The organism is Streptomyces globisporus C-1027, assembly GCF_000261345.2.
Lineage (GTDB): Bacteria > Actinomycetota > Actinomycetes > Streptomycetales > Streptomycetaceae > Streptomyces > Streptomyces pakalii.
Map to the genome: position 1 here is coordinate 3445202 of NZ_CP013738.1, position 19288 is coordinate 3464489.

A 19288-nucleotide genomic window follows, 5' to 3' on the forward strand; every position below is an offset into this window, starting at 1 on the left:
TCCCGGGCCCGCGCACCCCCGCCGCCGACCGCCCGGAATCGACCGATTCACCATTCCGCCCCGAAGCGTTCACGCCACCGCATCACGGCAGGTCGGGCAGGTACGGACGGACTGGCTATGCTCACCGCATGGCCGCTCTTGGATGGCTCACCCCCCGTAGGCGTTCCGCGACTGCGCGCAGCGTCCTGGCAGGCGAGGCCGCCGCCGAGGCCGCACGGAAGACCTCGGTCGCCGACGACGACGCCGCCCTCCTGACCGGAACCTCCGAAGAGGCGCCCGAGGAGCCCGCGTTCCCCGTCGCCGGGGACGTCCGCGCCGCCGCCTTCTTCGACCTCGACAACACCGTGATGCAGGGCGCCGCGATCTTCCACTTCGGCCGCGGCCTCTACAAGCGCAAGTTCTTCGAACGCCGCGAACTCACCCGGTTCGCCTGGCAGCAGGCGTGGTTCCGGCTGGCCGGCGTCGAGGACCCCGAGCACATGCAGGACGCCCGCGACAGCGCCCTGTCCATCGTCAAGGGCCACCGTGTCTCCGAGCTGATGTCCATCGGCGAGGAGATCTACGACGAGTACATGGCCGACCGCATCTGGCCCGGCACCCGCGCCCTGGCCCAGGCCCACCTGGACGCCGGGCAGAAGGTCTGGCTGGTCACCGCCGCGCCCGTGGAGACCGCCACCATCATCGCCCGCCGCCTCGGCCTGACCGGCGCGCTCGGCACCGTCGCCGAATCGGTCGACGGCGTCTACACCGGCCGCCTGGTCGGCGAACCGCTGCACGGCCCCGCCAAGGCCGAGGCCGTCCGGGCCCTGGCAGCCGCCGAGGACCTCGACCTGGACCGCTGCGCCGCCTACAGCGACTCGCACAACGACATCCCGATGCTCTCGCTGGTCGGCCACCCCTACGCGATCAACCCGGACACCAAGCTCCGCAGGCACGCCCGCGCCCGCGACTGGCGGCTGCGCGACTACCGCACCGGCCGCAAGGCGGCCAAGGTCGGCATCCCGGCCGCCGCCGGGGTCGGCGCGCTCGCGGGCGGCACCGCCGCCGCGCTCGCCCTGCACCGCCGCCGCCGCTGACCCACTCCCTTCACCGCGCCCCGTGCCCGCCCGCCCCGTCCGGTCACGGGGCGCAGCCACGCCCGAAGCCGGGCGGCCGATCGAAAGCCGTTTCGCCGCAACCGCCGACGCCCCCTCCGGCCAGCCGGATCGCCGACGCACGGCCACAACACGTCGCCCCCATAGGCAGATCACGAAGTAATCCGATCAATAAACGGTCACCATGTGCTACTTGATCCGTCACTTAGCGATAAGAGAAGCGACGGAACCGGTGATTTAGACAACTGGGTGTAGCGCTGCCTGCACGAAGCGTTATTCTCCTCAGACGCATCACGGAGACCGCCGCCCGCTACCACGGGTGACGATTTTCGAACTGCTCGTGATGGAAGCTCTGCCTCTGGGAGTCCCGTGTACCCACACGTCGGGGTTGACGCCTCGGGCCTGGCTACGCTGCGTGCATCGGTCATTGACCGCTTGCGCGGCTTCGTCCCCACCGCGTACGCCGTCCCCGCATTTGCCACCCCTGCACCTGCCGGCCCTTGCTACGCCCTGGCCGAACGCAGTGCGGCGGTCGGAAGACGCAGCACCCGCACCGCCTCGGCCACCACGTCGACCGTCCGCCGTCCCACGGCCGACAGCGACAGCGCGCGCATGATGGATCTCGTCGAGCGCGCACAGGCCGGCGAGGCGGACGCCTTCGGCCGCCTGTACGACCAGTACAGCGACACCGTGTACCGGTACATCTACTACCGCGTGGGCGGCAAGGCGACCGCGGAGGACCTCACCAGCGAGACCTTCCTCCGCGCGCTGCGCCGGATCTCCACGTTCACCTGGCAGGGCCGCGACTTCGGCGCCTGGCTGGTCACGATCGCTCGCAACCTGGTCGCCGACCACTTCAAATCCAGTCGTTTCCGACTGGAAGTGACCACCGGCGAAATGCTCGACGCCAACGAGGTGGCGCGCAGCCCCGAGGACTCCGTCCTGGAGTCCCTGTCCAACGCCGCGCTGCTCCAGGCCGTCCGGCGACTCAACCCTCAGCAGCAGGAGTGCGTCACCCTGCGGTTCCTCCAAGGCCTCTCGGTCGCCGAGACCGCCCGGGTGATGGGCAAGAACGAGGGCGCGATCAAGACCCTCCAGTACCGAGCCGTGCGGACGCTCGCCCGACTCCTGCCGGACGACGCCCGCTGACGACGCCCTGCCGACCCCTTACCAACCCCTTACCGACCACCTACCGACCCCCTGCTGACGACCCTGCGTGACCGTCCCGTCACGCACTGGTCCGATCATCTTTCGCGCGTAACCCAAGTGCCGCGCGCGTCGTTGTGCCGGTTGCAGGCCCCCTGTCGTCACCACCTGTCCGCCTCCACTCACTCCATCGAGTGGAAACGCTCAAGGTGGGCAACCTTCCGGACCGCCAGGGGAGTCGACCGTCATGACGAGAGGAGGTGCCGCCAGTGATCGCAAACGTTTCGGCACACCGGCGGGCGAACGCCTTCGCCCAGGCCCTGGAGGAGCAGACCCCCCAGGGTGCGGCGGCCGCAGAGCCCGCTGAGCCGGCCGACCAGGCCGACCGCGGACCGCTGTTGGCCCTGGCGAACGGCCTCGGTGAGCTACCGAAGCCGCAGTTGGACCCCGAGGTCAAAGTGGTGCAGCGAGCCCAGCTCGTCGCCGCCATGGAGGCCATGTTCGCCGAGGGCGGCGCATCCACGGGCCCTACGGTGCCCGTGCAACGGGGCAAGGGGGCCCACCGGGCCTCCCCACTGCGGAAACTGCGACCCCGCTCCCGCTGGGCGAAGGGGCTCACCGCCGGCGGGCTCACCGTCGGCGTCGCCGCGGGAGCCTTCGGCGGAGTGGCCGCCGCCAGCTCCGACGCCCTCCCCGGTGATTCGCTGTACGGGCTCAAGCGCGGGATGGAGGACATCAGCCTCGGCATGGCCAAGGGCGACGCCGACCGCGGCGAGGCCTATCTCGACCAGGCCTCCACCCGGCTCAGCGAGGCCCGCAGACTCATGGAGCGCGGCCGCTCCGGCACCCTGGACCACGAATCCCTCGGCGCCGTCAGACGCGCACTCAACGGCATGTCCCACGACGCCTCCGAGGGCCACCGCCTGCTCCGCTCCGCCTATCAGCGCGACGGAGCGATCGGCCCCATCCAGACCCTGGACACCTTCTCCCGCTCGCACCGCGACACCTGGAGCAGCCTCCGCGACCGGCTGCCCGTCCAGCTCACCGACGTCCGCGACGAGGTCACCTCCGTCTTCGACGCCATGGACGAGGAAGTCGCCCCGCTCCAGTCCCTCCTCCCCCGTCCCCCCGGCGAGGACAAGGACACCGGGCGCTCCGACACCACCACCGGCCCGGGCAAGGGCTCCCCCCGCACCGACGCCACCGCACCTCCGGCCTCCCCCGAGAAGCCCGGAGACCGCACCGACGGCAGCGCGGACCCCAAGCCCTCCGGCTCCTCGGGCTCCTCCGACGCCACCCCGGACGACGGCCTGCTCGGCGGCGGCACGGACGGCCTGCTGGACGAGCTCCCCACGGACGAGCTCACCCCGCCGCCCGCCGAGAACCGTCCGAGCACCCCCGCCGCTCCGGACGTCACCCTGCCCCCGCTCCTCCCGGGGCTCCTCCCGGGCCTCGGCATCGACGGCGAGAACCTCAAGCCGTAAATCCGCAACGGACAGGACAGACGAACAGACCAAGGGGCCGGCACGCGATCCGCGTACCGGCCCCTTGGTGGTTCATCAGTGATGGGCGGGCTCAGAAGAAGACCGACCGCCGCTGCACCAGCAGCTTGTACAGCGTGTGCTGGATCTGCTCCCGCACCTGGTCCGTCAGGTTGAACATCAGCATCGGATCCTCCGCCGCCTCCGGCGGATAGCCGTCCGTCGGGATCGGCTCACCGAACTGGATCGTCCACTTCGTCGGCAGCGGCAGCGCACCCAGCGGCCCCAGCCACGGGAACGTCGGCGTGATCGGGAAGTACGGGAAGCCCAGCAGCCGGGCCAGCGTCTTCGCGTTGCCGATCATCGGGTAGATCTCCTCCGCCCCCACGATCGAACACGGCACGATCGGAGTGCCCGCCCGCAGCGCCGTCGACACGAACCCGCCGCGCCCGAAGCGCTGCAGCTTGTAGCGCTCGCCGAACGGCTTGCCGATGCCCTTGAACCCCTCCGGCATCACCCCGACGATCTCGCCCATCTCCAGCAGCCGCTGCGCGTCCTCCGCACAGGCCAGCGTGTGACCGGCCTTGCGCGCCAGCTCGTTGACGACCGGGAGATGGAAGACCAGATCGGCGGCGAGCAGCCGCAGATGCCGCTCGGCCGGATGGTTGTCGTGCACCGCGACCTGGAGCATCAGCCCGTCCAGCGGCAGCGTCCCGGAGTGGTTGGCCACGATGAGCGCCCCGCCGTCCGACGGGATGTTCTCGATGCCCTTCACCTCGACCCGGAAGTACTTGTCCGCCAGCGGACGCAGCGCCGACATCAGGACCTGGTCGGTGAGCTCCCGGTCGTACCCGAACTCGTCGACGTCGTAATCCCCGGTGACCCGCCGCCGCAGGAACGCGAGCCCGCCCGCGATCCGCCGCTCCCAGCCCCCGGCCGGCGAACGGCCCGCGTCCACCGCGTCCGGACCGGGCTCCCGCGGCCCGCCGTCCGCCTCCCCGGTCTCCAAGGACCCGTCGGACAGGAGGCCGGGCTGCTCGGGGACCTGCGCCCCCGGCAGGGCGCTCACCGGAGCGGCGGAGCCGTCGCCCCGGCCGCTGCCGCCCGCCCCGGTCCTGCGCCGCGCGGGACGCGCACCGCCACCGGACCGCGAACGGTCGTCGTCGAACGGAATGACCTTGGCATCCGCCATCGTCGGTGCGCTCCTCTACCTGGCGCCGTGAGTCGTCTGTACCGCACCGGCACCGCGCTCCCGCGGTCCGGCGCCCTTCGGCAGCGGCAACGCCGCCAGCCGGTCCACCGCCCTGCCCACCGTCTCCGGCGGCAGCAGCCCGGGCCCCCGGCTCCGAGCGAACTCCGCGAAGGTCTCCGCCGTGGTGAACTCCGGCCGGAAACCGAGCGTCTCGCGCATCTGCACCGTCGAGACCACCCGGCCGTGGGTGAGCAGCCGGATCTGTTCCGGCGAGAAGTCGGTCATGCCGATCGTACGGAGCGCCGAGCCGACCCAGGTGACGGCGGGCAGCAGCACGGGAACGGTCGGCTTCCCCAGCCGCCGCGAGCACTGCGACAGCAACAGCACCCCGTCGCCGGCGATGTTGAACGTGCCGCTGTTCAGCGTTCCGCGCCGGGGCTCGCTCGCCGCGATCCCGAGGACGTCGATCACATCGTCCTCGTGCACGAACTGGAGCCGCGGGTCGTAGCCGAAGACGGTCGGCAGGACGGGCAGCGACAGATAGTCGGCGAGCGGCGAGTCCGGGTGCGGCCCCAGGATGTTGGCGAACCGCAGCACGCACACCGCCACGTCCGGGCGGCGGCGGGCGAAGCCCCGTACGTACCCCTCGACCTCGACCGCGTCCTTCGCGAAGCCGCCGCTCGGCAGCGACTTGGGCGGGGTGGTCTCGGTGAACACCGCCGGGTCGCGGGACGCCGACCCGTACACGCTCGTGCTGGACTTCACCACGAGCCGCTGCACCGTCGGCGACTTCTGGCAGGCGCCGAGCAGCTGCATCGTGCCGATGACGTTGGTCTCCTTGATCGCCGTCCGGCCGCCGGCGCCGAGCGCCTTGCCCGAGACGTCCAGGTGGACCACCGTGTCGACGGCGTACTCGGCCAGGATCCGCGCCAGGGCCGACTGCCGGATGTCGGCGCGGACGAACTCCGCGTCGCCCAGCTGGTGCGGGGGCGCGACCGCGTCGACCGCGATCACCCGGTCCACCCCGGGATCGCGCTGGACGTGCCGGACGAAGCGGCCCCCCAGCTGCCGGGCCACTCCTGTGACGAGGACGACCTTCCCCAAGACCAGCGCCTTCCGTCGGCATGGGAAGCCGAACCCTGCTTCCCTGTTCCCCTGCTTCCCGCGGTAACTTCCCTGGCGGTCACCGTAGCGGGTGGACGGTTCCCTGTAACGCACCGCAGCCCCTCCACCGGAACGGCGGAGGGGCTGCGGATCTCACGAACTGCGTTCGCTTACTTCTTGTTGCGACGCTGAACGCGCGTGCGCTTGAGCAGCTTGCGGTGCTTCTTCTTGGCCATCCGCTTGCGCCGCTTCTTGATAACAGAGCCCACGACTACCCTCGCTCACTTCTTCTTCACTGGTGCGGGGCGTCTGGGCCCACACGACCTACGTCGGCCTAGCCTACCCGCCCCTGTCCGAGGGACGTAATCCGCGGGCAACCCGAGGCTCACCTCAGGCTGATTCCACCCCCACAAAGGACTCGCGGAGATACGCGTGAACCGCTTGCTCCGGCACCCGGAAGGACCTGCCCACCCGGATCGCCGGCAGATGACCGCTGTGCACCAGGCGGTACACCGTCATCTTCGACACGCGCATGACCGAGGCGACTTCCGCCACGGTCAGAAACTTGACCTCGTTGAGAGGCCTCTCGTTGTCAGCAGCCATGATCCACCTGTCCCTCCGCACCGGACGCGCACCGGCTTCCCCTCCGGTGACTCTTCGTCGTTGTGCGCTCACTCCCCAGATTAGGGGCGGGTGGTGCGAGTGGGGAAGAGGGGAGGCGATCGACGGCTTACTGTGACAGACAGGCCCGATTGAGCACATAGCGCGTCAACGGCCGGTAGAACGGCGCCCGTACGCCGTCGTCGAGCGGAACGGCCACGGACACCCTCCCCTCCGCCTCCCCCACGAACAGCGCCGGATCATCCGTGTCCGCCGGACCGATCGCCTCGACCCCCAGCTGACCTGCACCGCAGACCCAGCCGTGATCCCCGATCACCAGCTCGGGCAGCACCCCGAGCCGCTCCGCCGCGTCCTGGAGCGCGAGCCGCACGGGCAGCGGCGAATGCGTGTGCGCGCCGGTCTCGCCCCCGGTGGGCCGCCCACCGGGTTCGCGCACCAGGGCGACACCCCGTACGTAGTCGAGACGGTACGGACGTACGCCAAACCGGGTCGTTATGTCGACACATCGCCCCTGCGCGGGGGTGAGAACAGGACAGCCCGCCGCCGACAGAGCGTCTGCCAGCCCGGCGTAGAAACCGAGCAGCCGGTGCGGATGTCCGGTGCCCAGCAGCACCGGAGCCCGCCGCTCGGCCACCAGCGCCAACCGCTCGGCGAACGCGTCCAGCGCGGCCACCGTCCGGTCCGGATCGATCGCATCGGGGCCGCTCACGTGCGCGGGGTCGCCCGAGACCCCGCACCGGTCCGCCATCAGCCGCAGCAGCTCGCCCTCGCCCCAGGCCCGCTCGGGCGCGAGCCCCAGCAGCACCCGCGGATCCCGGGCGGCGAACAGCCGGTAGCTGCGCAGACTGGTCTCGCGCGACGTGGCCACGGGCCCGGCCAGCCGGGCCGCCAGCAGATGGGCGCGCAGCGCCCCGGTGCTCAACACCCCTGGGATGCTGCCGTACCGGAGAGCCGGAGCGGGCCGGAATCCCGTTACGCCCCACCGTTGGCGTAACGCACGGCACAATGCCCCGCGCGACGCCCGGACCACGGACACACGGGCCGGGCGTCCGCGGGACACCTCAGGTCAGCAGCCCCCGCAGCGGGAAGGCGGCCTTCCGGGACGCCAGCACCGCCTGGTCCAGCCGGTCCGCCGGGTCGTACCCGTCCTCCCACGCCTTCCACGACGGCGTACGCCCGTCCGTCATCCGGCCGGGCCCCAGCTGCCGCGTACGGGCGTAGACCAGATCGCGCCAGGACGGCGGCACCACCGACTCCGGATCAACGGGAGCGTGCGCCGCGATCCCGACGAGGTGCGTCCACGACCGGGGCACCACATCCACCACCGCGTACCCGCCGCCGCCGAGCGCCACCCAGCGCCCGTCGGCATGATCGTGGGCCAGCCGGTGGCAGGACTCCATGACCGCCCGCTGCGCGTCCAGCGACACCGCGAGGTGGGCGAGCGGGTCCTCGAAGTGCGTGTCGGCCCCGTGCTGGGTGACGAGCACCTGGGGCCGGAAGTCGGCCAGCAGCTCGGGCACCACCGCGTGGAAGGCCCGCAGCCACCCCTCGTCCCCGGTCCCCGCCGGCAGCGCCACGTTCACCGCAGAGCCCTCGCCGGCCCCGGCCCCGGTCTCCTCCGGCCACCCGGTCTGCGGGAAGAGCGTCCTCGGGTGCTCGTGCAGCGAGATCGTCAGGACGCGCGGGTCCTCCCAGAACGCGGCCTGCACCCCGTCCCCGTGGTGGACGTCCACATCGACGTACGCGACCCGCTCCGCGCCCAGCTCCAGCAGCCGGGCGATGGCCAGGGCCGGGTCGTTGTAGACGCAGAACCCGGCGGCCGAGCCCGGCATGGCGTGATGCAGCCCCCCGGTGAAGTTCACCGCGTGCTCGGTCTCGCCCCGCCACACGGCCTCCGCGGCTCCGACGGAGAGCCCGGCGATCAGCGCGGACGCCTCGTGCATCCCGGTGAACGCCGGATCGTCCACGGTCCCGAGCCCGTAGTTCTGGTCGGCGGCCCGCGGATCCGCGGAGGCGGCCCGCACCGCCGCGACATAGTCCTGCCGGTGGACGAGTCTCAGGCTGGAGTCCCCCAAGGGCCTCGCCGACCGCAGATCCACCGCCGTATCGAGCCCGAACGCCCGCACCAGCCCCATCGTCAGGGCGAGGCGGACCGGGTCCATGGGGTGGGTGTCCCCGAAGTCGTATCCCGTAACTGCGTCATCCCACATCACCTGTGCGCGGCCGCTCATGCCCGCCACCGTATCGGGCGGTCTCCGGCCCGAACGCGCGGGCGTACACCAGCGTCGCCAGCACCAGGACCATCGGTACGAGCATGGCCCCGCGATAACTCCACGCATCCCCCAGAGCGCCCACGAGCGGCGAACCGACCAAGAACCCCACATAGTTGAAGATATTCAACCGGGCCACGGCAGCGTCGCTGTTCCCCGGGAACATCCGCCCCGCGGCGGCGAAGGTCTGCGGCACGATCACGCAGAGCCCGAACCCCAGCATCGTGAACCCGAGCATCCCCACCCAGGCCCCGGGCGCCACCGCCACGACCGCGAACCCGCCGGCCGCCAGCAGGCTCCCGCCCCGCACCACGGCGACCGCCCCGAACCGCCGCACCCCGAGGTCCCCCACGGCCCGCCCCAGCAGAGTCGTCACCATGTAGACGTTGTACGGGACGGTCGCGAGCTGCTCCGAACTGCCCAGCACGTCCTGGAGGTACTTGGCACTCCAGTTGGAGACGGTCGAGTCCCCGATGTAGGCGAAGGTCATGATGAGGCAGAGCGGCAGCAACAGCTTCAACGAGAGCGCCCCGCCCGCACTTTCCGAACCGGAACCGGCACCGGCCTCCGCGCCGTCCGGGAGCTTGCCCTCCTCGCCCTTCCCTTCCGTGTACCACCGGCTCCCGATCAGCGCGGCGGGCAGCAGCACGGCCACGACGGGCAGGTACGACGCGAGCAGCGACAGCTCCCACCGCGCCCCGGCCCAGGCCAGGGTGGCCCCCGCGATCCCGCCGAGGCTGTAGGCGGCGTGAAAGCCGGTCATGATGGAGCGTCCGTAGGCGCGTTGGAGGCTGACCCCCAGCATGTTCATGGAGGCGTCGAGCGCTCCGACGGCCAGCCCGAACACCCCGAGGGCGACAGCGACATGCCACATCTCCCGCCCGGCGCCCACCCCGAGCAGAGCGAGGAGGACAAGGGGCTGGGCCCACCGCAGGACGAGGCTCGGCCGCACCCGCGCGACGACCTTCTCGGTGGCCACGCTGCCGGCCCCCGCCAGGATCGGGACAGCGGCGAGGAAGACGGGCAGCAGCCCGTCGGATATCCCGTACTGGTCCTGGATGGCGGGAATGCGCGTCACCAGAAGTGCGAAAGCCACGCCTTGAACACCGAAGCTCAGCCCCAGGGAGGCCCTGCCGTGCCGCAAGCCCGCATCAGTCATGGCCGCGAGCGTAGAGCCAGGCTCTACCCATGGGTAGATGGATCAGCCGAGCAGTTTCCGGACGGGCGTTGTCCGGAGGAGGGACGTCAGGCGAGCAGTTGGGGCAGCTGGGCCATGTCCGAGAAGTGCCCGGTCACTCCGACGAGCCGGTCTGCGGGCACCATCGAGGTGAACCCGTACACGTCCATCCCGGCCGCCCGCGCCGCTTCGACCCCGAGCGGGCTGTCCTCGATGACGACGCACCGCTCGGGCGCAACGCCCATGCGCTCGGCGGCGTACAGAAACAGGTCCGGCGCCGGCTTGCCCCGCCCGACGTCCTCCGAGCTGAAGATCCACTCCTCCTCGAACCACTGGTCGATCCCCGTCTTGCGGTGCCCCACCCGGATCCGCTCATGGCTCCCGGAAGAGGCGACGCAGTAGTCCACCCCGTCCGCGACGAGCTTCCCGAGCAGCTCCTCGGTCCCCTCGACGGCCACCAGTTCCTCCTGGAAGGCGGCGAACGTACGGGTGGCGAGCGTGGAGTCGAAGTCCTCGGGCAGCTTCTGCCCGGTCCGCTCCTCGACGAGGTCGTGGACCCGGTGCACGGCGGACCCCATGTAGTCGCGGAGCGATTCCTCGTACGAGGTGGGGTGACCGAGTTCGGTCAGGTAGCCGGAGAGGACGGTGTTGGCGAGCGGCTCGCTGTCGACGAGCACACCGTCGTTGTCGAAGATGACCAGTTCATAGCGCATGGTCCGACCCTAGACGTTCAGAACGCAGAAAAGCCCCGTGCCACAAGGGCACGGGGCTTTCCCCAAAGATTGTTCGGCGGCGTCCTACTCTCCCACAGGGTCCCCCCTGCAGTACCATCGGCGCTGAAAGGCTTAGCTTCCGGGTTCGGAATGTAACCGGGCGTTTCCCTAACGCAATGACCACCGAAACACTATGAAACTATGAACACCGGGCAAAATCACGGCTGTTCGTTATTTCAGAACTAACACAGTGGACGCGAGCAACTGAGGACAAGCCCTCGGCCTATTAGTACCAGTCAGCTCCACCCGTTACCGGGCTTCCACATCTGGCCTATCAACCCAGTCGTCTACTGGGAGCCTTAACCCCTCAAGAGGGTGGGAATACTCATCTCGAAGCAGGCTTCCCGCTTAGATGCTTTCAGCGGTTATCCTTTCCGAACGTAGCCAACCAGCCATGCCCTTGGCAGGACAACTGGCACACCAGAGGTTCGTCCGTCCCGGTCCTCTCGTACTAGGGACAGCCCTTCTCAATATTCCTACGCGCACAGCGGATAGGGACCGAACTGTCTCACGACGTTCTAAACCCAGCTCGCGTACCGCTTTAATGGGCGAACAGCCCAACCCTTGGGACCGACTCCAGCCCCAGGATGCGACGAGCCGACATCGAGGTGCCAAACCATCCCGTCGATATGGACTCTTGGGGAAGATCAGCCTGTTATCCCCGGGGTACCTTTTATCCGTTGAGCGACAGCGCTTCCACAAGCCACTGCCGGATCACTAGTCCCGACTTTCGTCCCTGCTCGACCCGTCGGTCTCACAGTCAAGCTCCCTTGTGCACTTACACTCAACACCTGATTACCAACCAGGCTGAGGGAACCTTTGGGCGCCTCCGTTACTCTTTAGGAGGCAACCGCCCCAGTTAAACTACCCATCAGACACTGTCCCTGATCCGGATCACGGACCCAGGTTAGACATCCAGCACGACCAGAGTGGTATTTCAACGACGACTCCACAACCACTGGCGTGGCCGCTTCAAAGTCTCCCACCTATCCTACACAAGCCGAACCGAACACCAATATCAAACTATAGTAAAGGTCCCGGGGTCTTTCCGTCCTGCTGCGCGAAACGAGCATCTTTACTCGTAGTGCAATTTCACCGGGCCTATGGTTGAGACAGTCGAGAAGTCGTTACGCCATTCGTGCAGGTCGGAACTTACCCGACAAGGAATTTCGCTACCTTAGGATGGTTATAGTTACCACCGCCGTTTACTGGCGCTTAAGTTCTCAGCTTCGCCACCCCGAAAGGCAGCTAACCGGTCCCCTTAACGTTCCAGCACCGGGCAGGCGTCAGTCCGTATACATCGCCTTACGGCTTCGCACGGACCTGTGTTTTTAGTAAACAGTCGCTTCTCGCTGGTCTCTGCGGCCACCCCCAGCTCAAGCAGCAAGTGCTATCACCGGTGATGGCCCCCCTTCTCCCGAAGTTACGGGGGCATTTTGCCGAGTTCCTTAACCATAGTTCACCCGAACGCCTCGGTATTCTCTACCTGACCACCTGAGTCGGTTTAGGGTACGGGCCGCCATGAAACTCGCTAGAGGCTTTTCTCGACAGCATAGGATCATCCACTTCACCACAATCGGCTCGGCATCAGGTCTCAGACTATATGCACGACGGATTTGCCTACCGTGCGTCCTACACCCTTACCCCGGGACAACCACCGCCCGGGCTGGACTACCTTCCTGCGTCACCCCATCGCTTACCTACTACAAGTCTGGTTCATCGGCTCCACCACTACCCTCAACTCCGAAGAGATCGGGCCGGCTTCACGGACTTAGCATCGCCTGATTCAGTACTGGGCGTTTCAAAGCGGGTACCGGAATATCAACCGGTTGTCCATCGACTACGCCTGTCGGCCTCGCCTTAGGTCCCGACTTACCCTGGGCAGATCAGCTTGACCCAGGAACCCTTAGTCAATCGGCGCACACGTTTCTCACGTGTGTATCGCTACTCATGCCTGCATTCTCACTCGTGAACCGTCCACAACTCGCTTCCGCGGCTGCTTCACCCGGCACACGACGCTCCCCTACCCATCCGTACTCCCGTTGGGGATATATGTACGAATGACACGACTTCGGCGGTACGCTTGAGCCCCGCTACATTGTCGGCGCGGAATCACTTGACCAGTGAGCTATTACGCACTCTTTCAAGGGTGGCTGCTTCTAAGCCAACCTCCTGGTTGTCTCTGCGACTCCACATCCTTTCCCACTTAGCGTACGCTTAGGGGCCTTAGTCGATGCTCTGGGCTGTTTCCCTCTCGACCATGGAGCTTATCCCCCACAGTCTCACTGCCGCGCTCTCACTTACCGGCATTCGGAGTTTGGCTAAGGTCAGTAACCCGGTAGGGCCCATCGCCTATCCAGTGCTCTACCTCCGGCAAGAAACACACGACGCTGCACCTAAATGCATTTCGGGGAGAACCAGCTATCACGGAGTTTGATTGGCCTTTCACCCCTAACCACAGGTCATCCCCCAGGTTTTCAACCCTGGTGGGTTCGGTCCTCCACGAAGTCTTACCTCCGCTTCAACCTGCCCATGGCTAGATCACTCCGCTTCGGGTCTAGAGCGTGCAACTCAAACGCCCTGTTCGGACTCGCTTTCGCTACGGCTTCCCCACACGGGTTAACCTCGCTACACACCGCTAACTCGCAGGCTCATTCTTCAAAAGGCACGCAGTCACGACTGACAGCACAAGTGCTGCCAGCGACGCTCCCACGGCTTGTAGGCACACGGTTTCAGGTACTATTTCACTCCGCTCCCGCGGTACTTTTCACCATTCCCTCACGGTACTATCCGCTATCGGTCACCAGGGAATATTTAGGCTTAGCGGGTGGTCCCGCCAGATTCACACGGGATTTCTCGGGCCCCGTGCTACTTGGGTGTCTCTCAAACGAGCCGTTAATGTTTCAGCTACGGGGGTCTTACCCTCTACGCCGGACCTTTCGCATGTCCTTCGCCTACATCAACGGTTTCTGACTCGTCTCACAGCCGGCAGACTATGAAAAAGAGATCCCACAACCCCGCATGCGCAACCCCTGCCGGGTATCACACGCATACGGTTTGGCCTCATCCAGTTTCGCTCGCCACTACTCCCGGAATCACGGTTGTTTTCTCTTCCTGAGGGTACTGAGATGTTTCACTTCCCCTCGTTCCCTCCACACTGCCTATGTGTTCAGCAGCGGGTGACAGCCCATGACGACTGCCGGGTTTCCCCATTCGGAAACCCCCGGATCAAAGCTTGGTTGACAGCTCCCCGGGGACTATCGTGGCCTCCCACGTCCTTCATCGGTTCCTGGTGCCAAGGCATCCACCGTGCGCCCTTAAAAACTTGGCCACAGATGCTCGCGTCCACTGTGCAGTTCTCAAACAACGACCAGCCACCCACCACCCCGTCCTTGCAGACGAGTTCACTGGGGCCGGATCAGAAGGACAGCCACATTCGGCCGCACCCTCAGATACCCAACAACGTGCCCGGCCCGATGCCCCGTTCACCACGTTCCACGCCGAAGCAGTACTAGTAGTGACCAGATCATCGTGCCGAATAGTCAACGTTCCACCCATGAGCAACCAGCACCGGACATTCGCCGATGTACTGGCCTCTGACCAAACCGAAGCCTGGTAAGAAGTGCTCCTTAGAAAGGAGGTGATCCAGCCGCACCTTCCGGTACGGCTACCTTGTTACGACTTCGTCCCAATCGCCAGTCCCACCTTCGACAGCTCCCTCCCACAAGGGGTTGGGCCACCGGCTTCGGGTGTTACCGACTTTCGTGACGTGACGGGCGGTGTGTACAAGGCCCGGGAACGTATTCACCGCAGCAATGCTGATCTGCGATTACTAGCAACTCCGACTTCATGGGGTCGAGTTGCAGACCCCAATCCGAACTGAGACCGGCTTTTTGAGATTCGCTCCGCCTCGCGGCATCGCAGCTCATTGTACCGGCCATTGTAGCACGTGTGCAGCCCAAGACATAAGGGGCATGATGACTTGACGTCGTCCCCACCTTCCTCCGAGTTGACCCCGGCAGTCTCCTGTGAGTCCCCATCACCCCGAAGGGCATGCTGGCAACACAGAACAAGGGTTGCGCTCGTTGCGGGACTTAACCCAACATCTCACGACACGAGCTGACGACAGCCATGCACCACCTGTATACCGACCACAAGGGGGGCACCATCTCTGATGCTTTCCGGTATATGTCAAGCCTTGGTAAGGTTCTTCGCGTTGCGTCGAATTAAGCCACATGCTCCGCTGCTTGTGCGGGCCCCCGTCAATTCCTTTGAGTTTTAGCCTTGCGGCCGTACTCCCCAGGCGGGGAACTTAATGCGTTAGCTGCGGCACCGACGACGTGGAATGTCGCCAACACCTAGTTCCCAACGTTTACGGCGTGGACTACCAGGGTATCTAATCCTGTTCGCTCCCCACGCTTTCGCTCCTCAGCGTCAGTAATGGCCCAGAGATCCGCCTTCGCCACCGGTGTTCCTCCTGATATCTGCGCATTTCACCGCTACACCAGGAATTCCGATCTCCCCTACCACACTCTAGCTAGCCCGTATCGAATGCAGACCCGGGGTTAAGCCCCGGGCTTTCACATCCGACGTGACAAGCCGCCTACGAGCTCTTTACGCCCAATAATTCCGGACAACGCTTGCGCCCTACGTATTACCGCGGCTGCTGGCACGTAGTTAGCCGGCGCTTCTTCTGCAGGTACCGTCACTTTCGCTTCTTCCCTGCTGAAAGAGGTTTACAACCCGAAGGCCGTCATCCCTCACGCGGCGTCGCTGCATCAGGCTTTCGCCCATTGTGCAATATTCCCCACTGCTGCCTCCCGTAGGAGTCTGGGCCGTGTCTCAGTCCCAGTGTGGCCGGTCGCCCTCTCAGGCCGGCTACCCGTCGTCGCCTTGGTAGGCCATTACCCCACCAACAAGCTGATAGGCCGCGGGCTCATCCTTCACCGCCGGAGCTTTCAACCCCGTCCCATGCGGGACAGAGTGTTATCCGGTATTAGACCCCGTTTCCAGGGCTTGTCCCAGAGTGAAGGGCAGATTGCCCACGTGTTACTCACCCGTTCGCCACTAATCCACCCCGAAGGGCTTCATCGTTCGACTTGCATGTGTTAAGCACGCCGCCAGCGTTCGTCCTGAGCCAGGATCAAACTCTCCGTGAATGTTTACCCGTAATCGGGTGCACACACACGAGAGCGGAACAACCGGTCGGAATAAGACCCGTTGTTCACAGCGTCCTCGCTGTGTATTTCAAAAGGAACCGCGTCCCAGCGTGATGCTGGAGACGGGGTATCAACATATCTGGCGTTGACTTTTGGCACGCTGTTGAGTTCTCAAGGAACGGACGCTTCCTTCGGTCCCGTATCACCGGGGCCCTCCGGGCGCTTCCCTTCGTCTTTACTTCTTTGTCCTGCTGTCTTGCGTTTCCGACTCTATCAGACTCTTTCGCGTCTGATTCCCGGTCGAAGCGGGCCGTGCAGTTTCGCTTTCCAGGTTCTTCGCTTTCGCGTTTTCCCTTTCCGGCGAGTCCGACTCTATCAGATCCTTTCGGGCCTGATTCCCAGTCAGCGGGGCTTGTCCTCCCGGCTGTTGGGCCGTTCCGACGAGTGAGACTTTAGCGGAGTCCTGGGCCCCGACGCTAATCGAGGGCGTTCCTTCGAACGCGGATTCCTCATTTCGCGCAGGCACGCGAAAAGGCATGCGACGTGGTGTCGCGTGTCTTCTCGTGGTTACTGCGGAAAGGCTGTCCGGGGACCGACCGGGGTCGGCGCTCACGTCGGACAACTCGGAGCACACTACGGACCTGCCGGGGGCGTGTCAACCCCCGGCAGGAGCTGTGGGTCAGCCGTTGCCGGAGGCCAGTTCGCGGCTGCGGTCGCGGGCTGCCTCAAGGGCGGCGATGAGGGCCGCCCGCACCCCGTGGTTCTCCAGTTCGCGGATCGCGCTGATCGTGGTGCCGGCCGGGCTGGTGACGGCCTCGCGGAGCTTGACCGGGTGTTCGCCGCTGTCCCGGAGCATGACGGCGGCGCCGATGGCGGCCTGGACGATGAGGTCGTGAGCCTGGGCGCGGGGCAGGCCGAGCAGGATGCCCGCGTCGGTCATGGCCTCGACCAGGAAGTAGAAGTAGGCGGGGCCGGAGCCGGAGAGGGCGGTGGCCGCGTCCTGCTGGGACTCCGGGACGCGCAGGGTCTTGCCGACGCCGCCGAAGATCTCCTCGGCGGTGGCGAGGTGCGCGCCGGTGGCATGGCTGCCCGCCGAGATGACGGACATCCCCTCGTCCACGAGGACCGGGGTGTTGGGCATGACCCGGACGACCGGGGTGTCCGGGGTGAGCCGCTCCTCGATGAACGTGGTGGTGATGCCCGCGGCCGCGCTGATGACCAGACGGTCGGCGGTGACGTGCGGGGCGAGTTCGTCCAGGAGCTTGCCCATGTCCTGCGGCTTCACCGCGAGGATGAGGATGTCGGCGTTCTTGGCCGCCTCCGCGTTGGTGACGGACTCGACCCCGTACCGCGTGTGCAGTTCCTGGGCCCGGTCGCTGCGGCGGGTGGTCACCAGGATGTCGGCCGGTCGCCAGCCTGCCCGGATCATCCCGCTGAGCAGGGCCTCGCCGATCTTGCCGGTGCCGAGGACTGCGACTGTCTGGGTCATGCGTTCACCCTCCGGGCTGTGCTGTGGGCCGGGCTGTTTCTGCTGCCCGTCATCCTCGCATCGGGGTTCTCACGGCGTACGGCGGCGGAGGGTGATCGCGCCGAGGCAGAGGACCAGCAGGGCGCTTCCCGCGACAACGGCGACATCGCGGACGAAGTCGCCGGTGATGTCGGGGTGCTGCAGGACCTGGTTCATGCCGTCGACGGCGTACGACATGGGCAGGACGTTCGAGATCGCCTCCAGGACCGGGTGCATCGCCTCGCGCGGGGTGAACAGGCCGCACAGCAGGAGCTGGGGGAAGATCACCGCCGGCATGAACTGGACCGCCTGGAACTCGGAAGCGGCGAACGCGGAGACGAACAGGCCGAGCGCGGTGCCGAGCAGGGCGTCGAGCAGGGCCACGAAGAGCAGCAGCCAGGGGGAGCCGACGACGTCCAGGCCCAGCAGCCAGACGGAGACGGCCGTGGCGAGCGCCGACTGGACGACCGCGACCGCGCCGAACGCGAGGGCGTACCCGGCGATCAGGCCGCCCTTGCCGAGCGGGAGGGCGAGGAGGCGTTCCAGGGTGCCCGTGGTGCGTTCGCGCAGGGTGGCGATCGAGGTCACCAGGAACATCGTGATCAGCGGGAAGATGCCGAGGAGGGAGGCTCCGGTCGCGTCGAAGGTGCCGGGGGCGCCGTCGAAGACGTAACGGAGCAGGGTGATCAGCAGGACCGGGACGATCACCAGGAGCGCGATCGTGCGGGGGTCGTGGGTCAGCTGGCGCAGGACGCGGCCCGCGGTGGCGGTCATCGGGGGGCCTCCTCGGTGGTGAGGGGTGCGGCGGTCTGGTCGGCGGGACGCTCTTCGGCCGGGTGCCCTTCGGTCGGGTGCCCTTCGGTCGGGTGCTGCCCGGACCGGTCCGCGTCGGCCCGGTCCGTGTCGGCCCGGTCCGTGTCGACGAGGTGGAGGAACGCCTCCTCGACCGTGGTCGTGCCGGTGCGGTGGCGCAGCGCGTCGGGAGTGTCCTCGGCGAGGATCCGGCCGTCGCGCATCAGGAGCAGGCGGTGGCAGCGTTCGGCCTCGTCCATGACGTGGGACGAGATGAGGATCGTGGTGCCGCGGCCGGCCAGGCGGTGGAAGAGGTCCCAGAGGTCCCGGCGGAGTACGGGGTCGAGCCCGACGGTCGGCTCGTCCAGGACCAGCAGGTCCGGGGTGCCGAGCAGGGCGACGGCCAGCGAGACGCGACTGCGCTGGCCACCGGAGAGCGCGCCCGCGAGGGCGTCGGCGCGGCTCGTGAGGTCGACGTCGTCGATGGCGCGGGTGACGGCCTCGCGGCGGGCGTCCCGGTGGGCGCGGCCGGGGTGCAGGACGGCGGCGAAGTAGTCGAGGTTCTGCCGGACGGTGAGGTCGGTGTAGACGGAGGGCGCCTGGGTGACGTAGCCGATGCGGGGGCGCAGGGCCGGGTCTCCGGCGGGGTGGCCGAGGACGTCGAGGACGCCGGTGACCTTGGCCTGGGTACCGACCACCGCCCGCATGAGGGTGGTCTTGCCGCAGCCCGAGGGGCCGAGGAGGCCGGTGATGGAACCGGAGGGGACGGTGAAGTCGAGGGCCCGCAGGACGGTGCGGGTGCCTCGGACGACGGTGAGGTCGCGGGCCGCGATCGCCGAGGTCGGTGGTGGGGGTGCGTCCGGGGACGGGTGCGTCGTCGGGGTGGTCGGTGCCGCCCCGGGTTCGTAATTCATCATGTGATGAATTATTCGCGCGACAGGGCTGCCCGTCAAGAAGGAGGGGGACGGAAAC

The 19288-nt window shown here is 67.1% G+C and carries 14 protein-coding genes and 3 rRNA genes; 3 read left to right on the top strand and 14 right to left on the bottom strand.

The window, feature by feature from the left end; genetic code table 11:
- The first annotated feature begins 128 nt into the window (after window positions 1-128).
- The 3 genes from WQO_RS14815 to WQO_RS14825 all read left to right on the top strand — a co-directional run bounded on the left by WQO_RS14815 (window position 129) and on the right by WQO_RS14825 (window position 3724).
- On the top strand, window positions 129-1076 hold the full coding sequence (locus tag WQO_RS14815; RefSeq protein ID WP_010064005.1) for an HAD family hydrolase: 948 nt from the start codon (window positions 129-131) through the stop codon (window positions 1074-1076).
- Window positions 1077-1463: 387 nt separating this feature from the next.
- Window positions 1464-2243 (top strand): ECF subfamily RNA polymerase sigma factor, BldN family, encoded by a 780-nt coding sequence (locus WQO_RS14820; RefSeq protein ID WP_029182679.1) that lies wholly within the window; start codon window positions 1464-1466, stop codon window positions 2241-2243.
- Window positions 2244-2509: 266 nt separating this feature from the next.
- Complete coding sequence (locus WQO_RS14825) at window positions 2510-3724, top strand: DUF5667 domain-containing protein (protein WP_010064007.1); 1215 nt, start codon at window positions 2510-2512, stop codon at window positions 3722-3724.
- Between the two features lie 91 nt (window positions 3725-3815).
- Here WQO_RS14825 and WQO_RS14830 read toward each other — a convergent pair whose 3' ends face one another.
- The 14 genes from WQO_RS14830 to WQO_RS14890 form a co-directional block, all read right to left on the bottom strand.
- Window positions 3816-4913 (bottom strand): lysophospholipid acyltransferase family protein, encoded by a 1098-nt coding sequence (locus WQO_RS14830; RefSeq protein ID WP_010064008.1) that lies wholly within the window; start codon window positions 4911-4913, stop codon window positions 3816-3818.
- Between the two features lie 15 nt (window positions 4914-4928).
- Window positions 4929-6017, bottom strand: a complete 1089-nt coding sequence (locus WQO_RS14835; RefSeq protein WP_010064009.1) for an NAD-dependent epimerase/dehydratase family protein — start codon at window positions 6015-6017, stop codon at window positions 4929-4931.
- Between the two features lie 170 nt (window positions 6018-6187).
- A complete protein-coding gene (locus tag WQO_RS35045; protein WP_003948845.1) occupies window positions 6188-6286 on the bottom strand; it encodes a 30S ribosomal protein bS22 in 99 nt (32 codons plus the stop codon).
- Window positions 6287-6407: 121 nt separating this feature from the next.
- On the bottom strand, window positions 6408-6620 hold the full coding sequence (locus WQO_RS14840; protein WP_029182680.1) for a helix-turn-helix domain-containing protein: 213 nt from the start codon (window positions 6618-6620) through the stop codon (window positions 6408-6410).
- Window positions 6621-6747: 127 nt separating this feature from the next.
- Window positions 6748-7563, bottom strand: a complete 816-nt coding sequence (locus WQO_RS14845) for a phosphatase (protein WP_010064011.1) — start codon at window positions 7561-7563, stop codon at window positions 6748-6750.
- Between the two features lie 136 nt (window positions 7564-7699).
- The gene (locus WQO_RS14850) at window positions 7700-8869 is read right to left on the bottom strand and encodes an acetoin utilization protein AcuC (protein ID WP_010064013.1); all 1170 of its coding nucleotides are present in this window, start codon (window positions 8867-8869) and stop codon (window positions 7700-7702) included.
- Complete coding sequence (locus tag WQO_RS14855; protein WP_010064015.1) at window positions 8838-10067, bottom strand: MFS transporter; 1230 nt, start codon at window positions 10065-10067, stop codon at window positions 8838-8840. The genes WQO_RS14850 and WQO_RS14855 overlap by 32 nt, the downstream gene beginning before the upstream one ends.
- 86 nt (window positions 10068-10153) lie before the next feature.
- Window positions 10154-10798, bottom strand: a complete 645-nt coding sequence (locus tag WQO_RS14860; protein WP_010064016.1) for an HAD family hydrolase — start codon at window positions 10796-10798, stop codon at window positions 10154-10156.
- A 71-nt stretch (window positions 10799-10869) separates the two neighbouring features.
- Window positions 10870-10986, bottom strand: a 5S ribosomal RNA gene (rrf, locus tag WQO_RS14865).
- A gap of 78 nt (window positions 10987-11064) precedes the next feature.
- Window positions 11065-14189: ribosomal RNA gene (locus tag WQO_RS14870) — 23S ribosomal RNA — on the bottom strand.
- A gap of 302 nt (window positions 14190-14491) precedes the next feature.
- Window positions 14492-16017, bottom strand: a 16S ribosomal RNA gene (locus tag WQO_RS14875).
- Together the 16S, 23S and 5S rRNA genes form the textbook arrangement of a ribosomal RNA operon.
- A 679-nt stretch (window positions 16018-16696) precedes the next feature.
- Window positions 16697-17506: a pyrroline-5-carboxylate reductase gene (gene proC, locus WQO_RS14880; RefSeq protein WP_010063790.1), complete on the bottom strand. Its 810-nt coding sequence runs from the start codon at window positions 17504-17506 to the stop codon at window positions 16697-16699.
- Window positions 17507-17575: 69 nt separating this feature from the next.
- Window positions 17576-18298, bottom strand: a complete 723-nt coding sequence (locus WQO_RS14885; RefSeq protein WP_010063789.1) for an ABC transporter permease — start codon at window positions 18296-18298, stop codon at window positions 17576-17578.
- The gene (locus WQO_RS14890; RefSeq protein WP_010063788.1) at window positions 18295-19233 is read right to left on the bottom strand and encodes an ABC transporter ATP-binding protein; all 939 of its coding nucleotides are present in this window, start codon (window positions 19231-19233) and stop codon (window positions 18295-18297) included. Before WQO_RS14890 ends, WQO_RS14885 begins: the two co-directional genes overlap by 4 nt.
- Window positions 19234-19288: the final 55 nt, after the last annotated feature.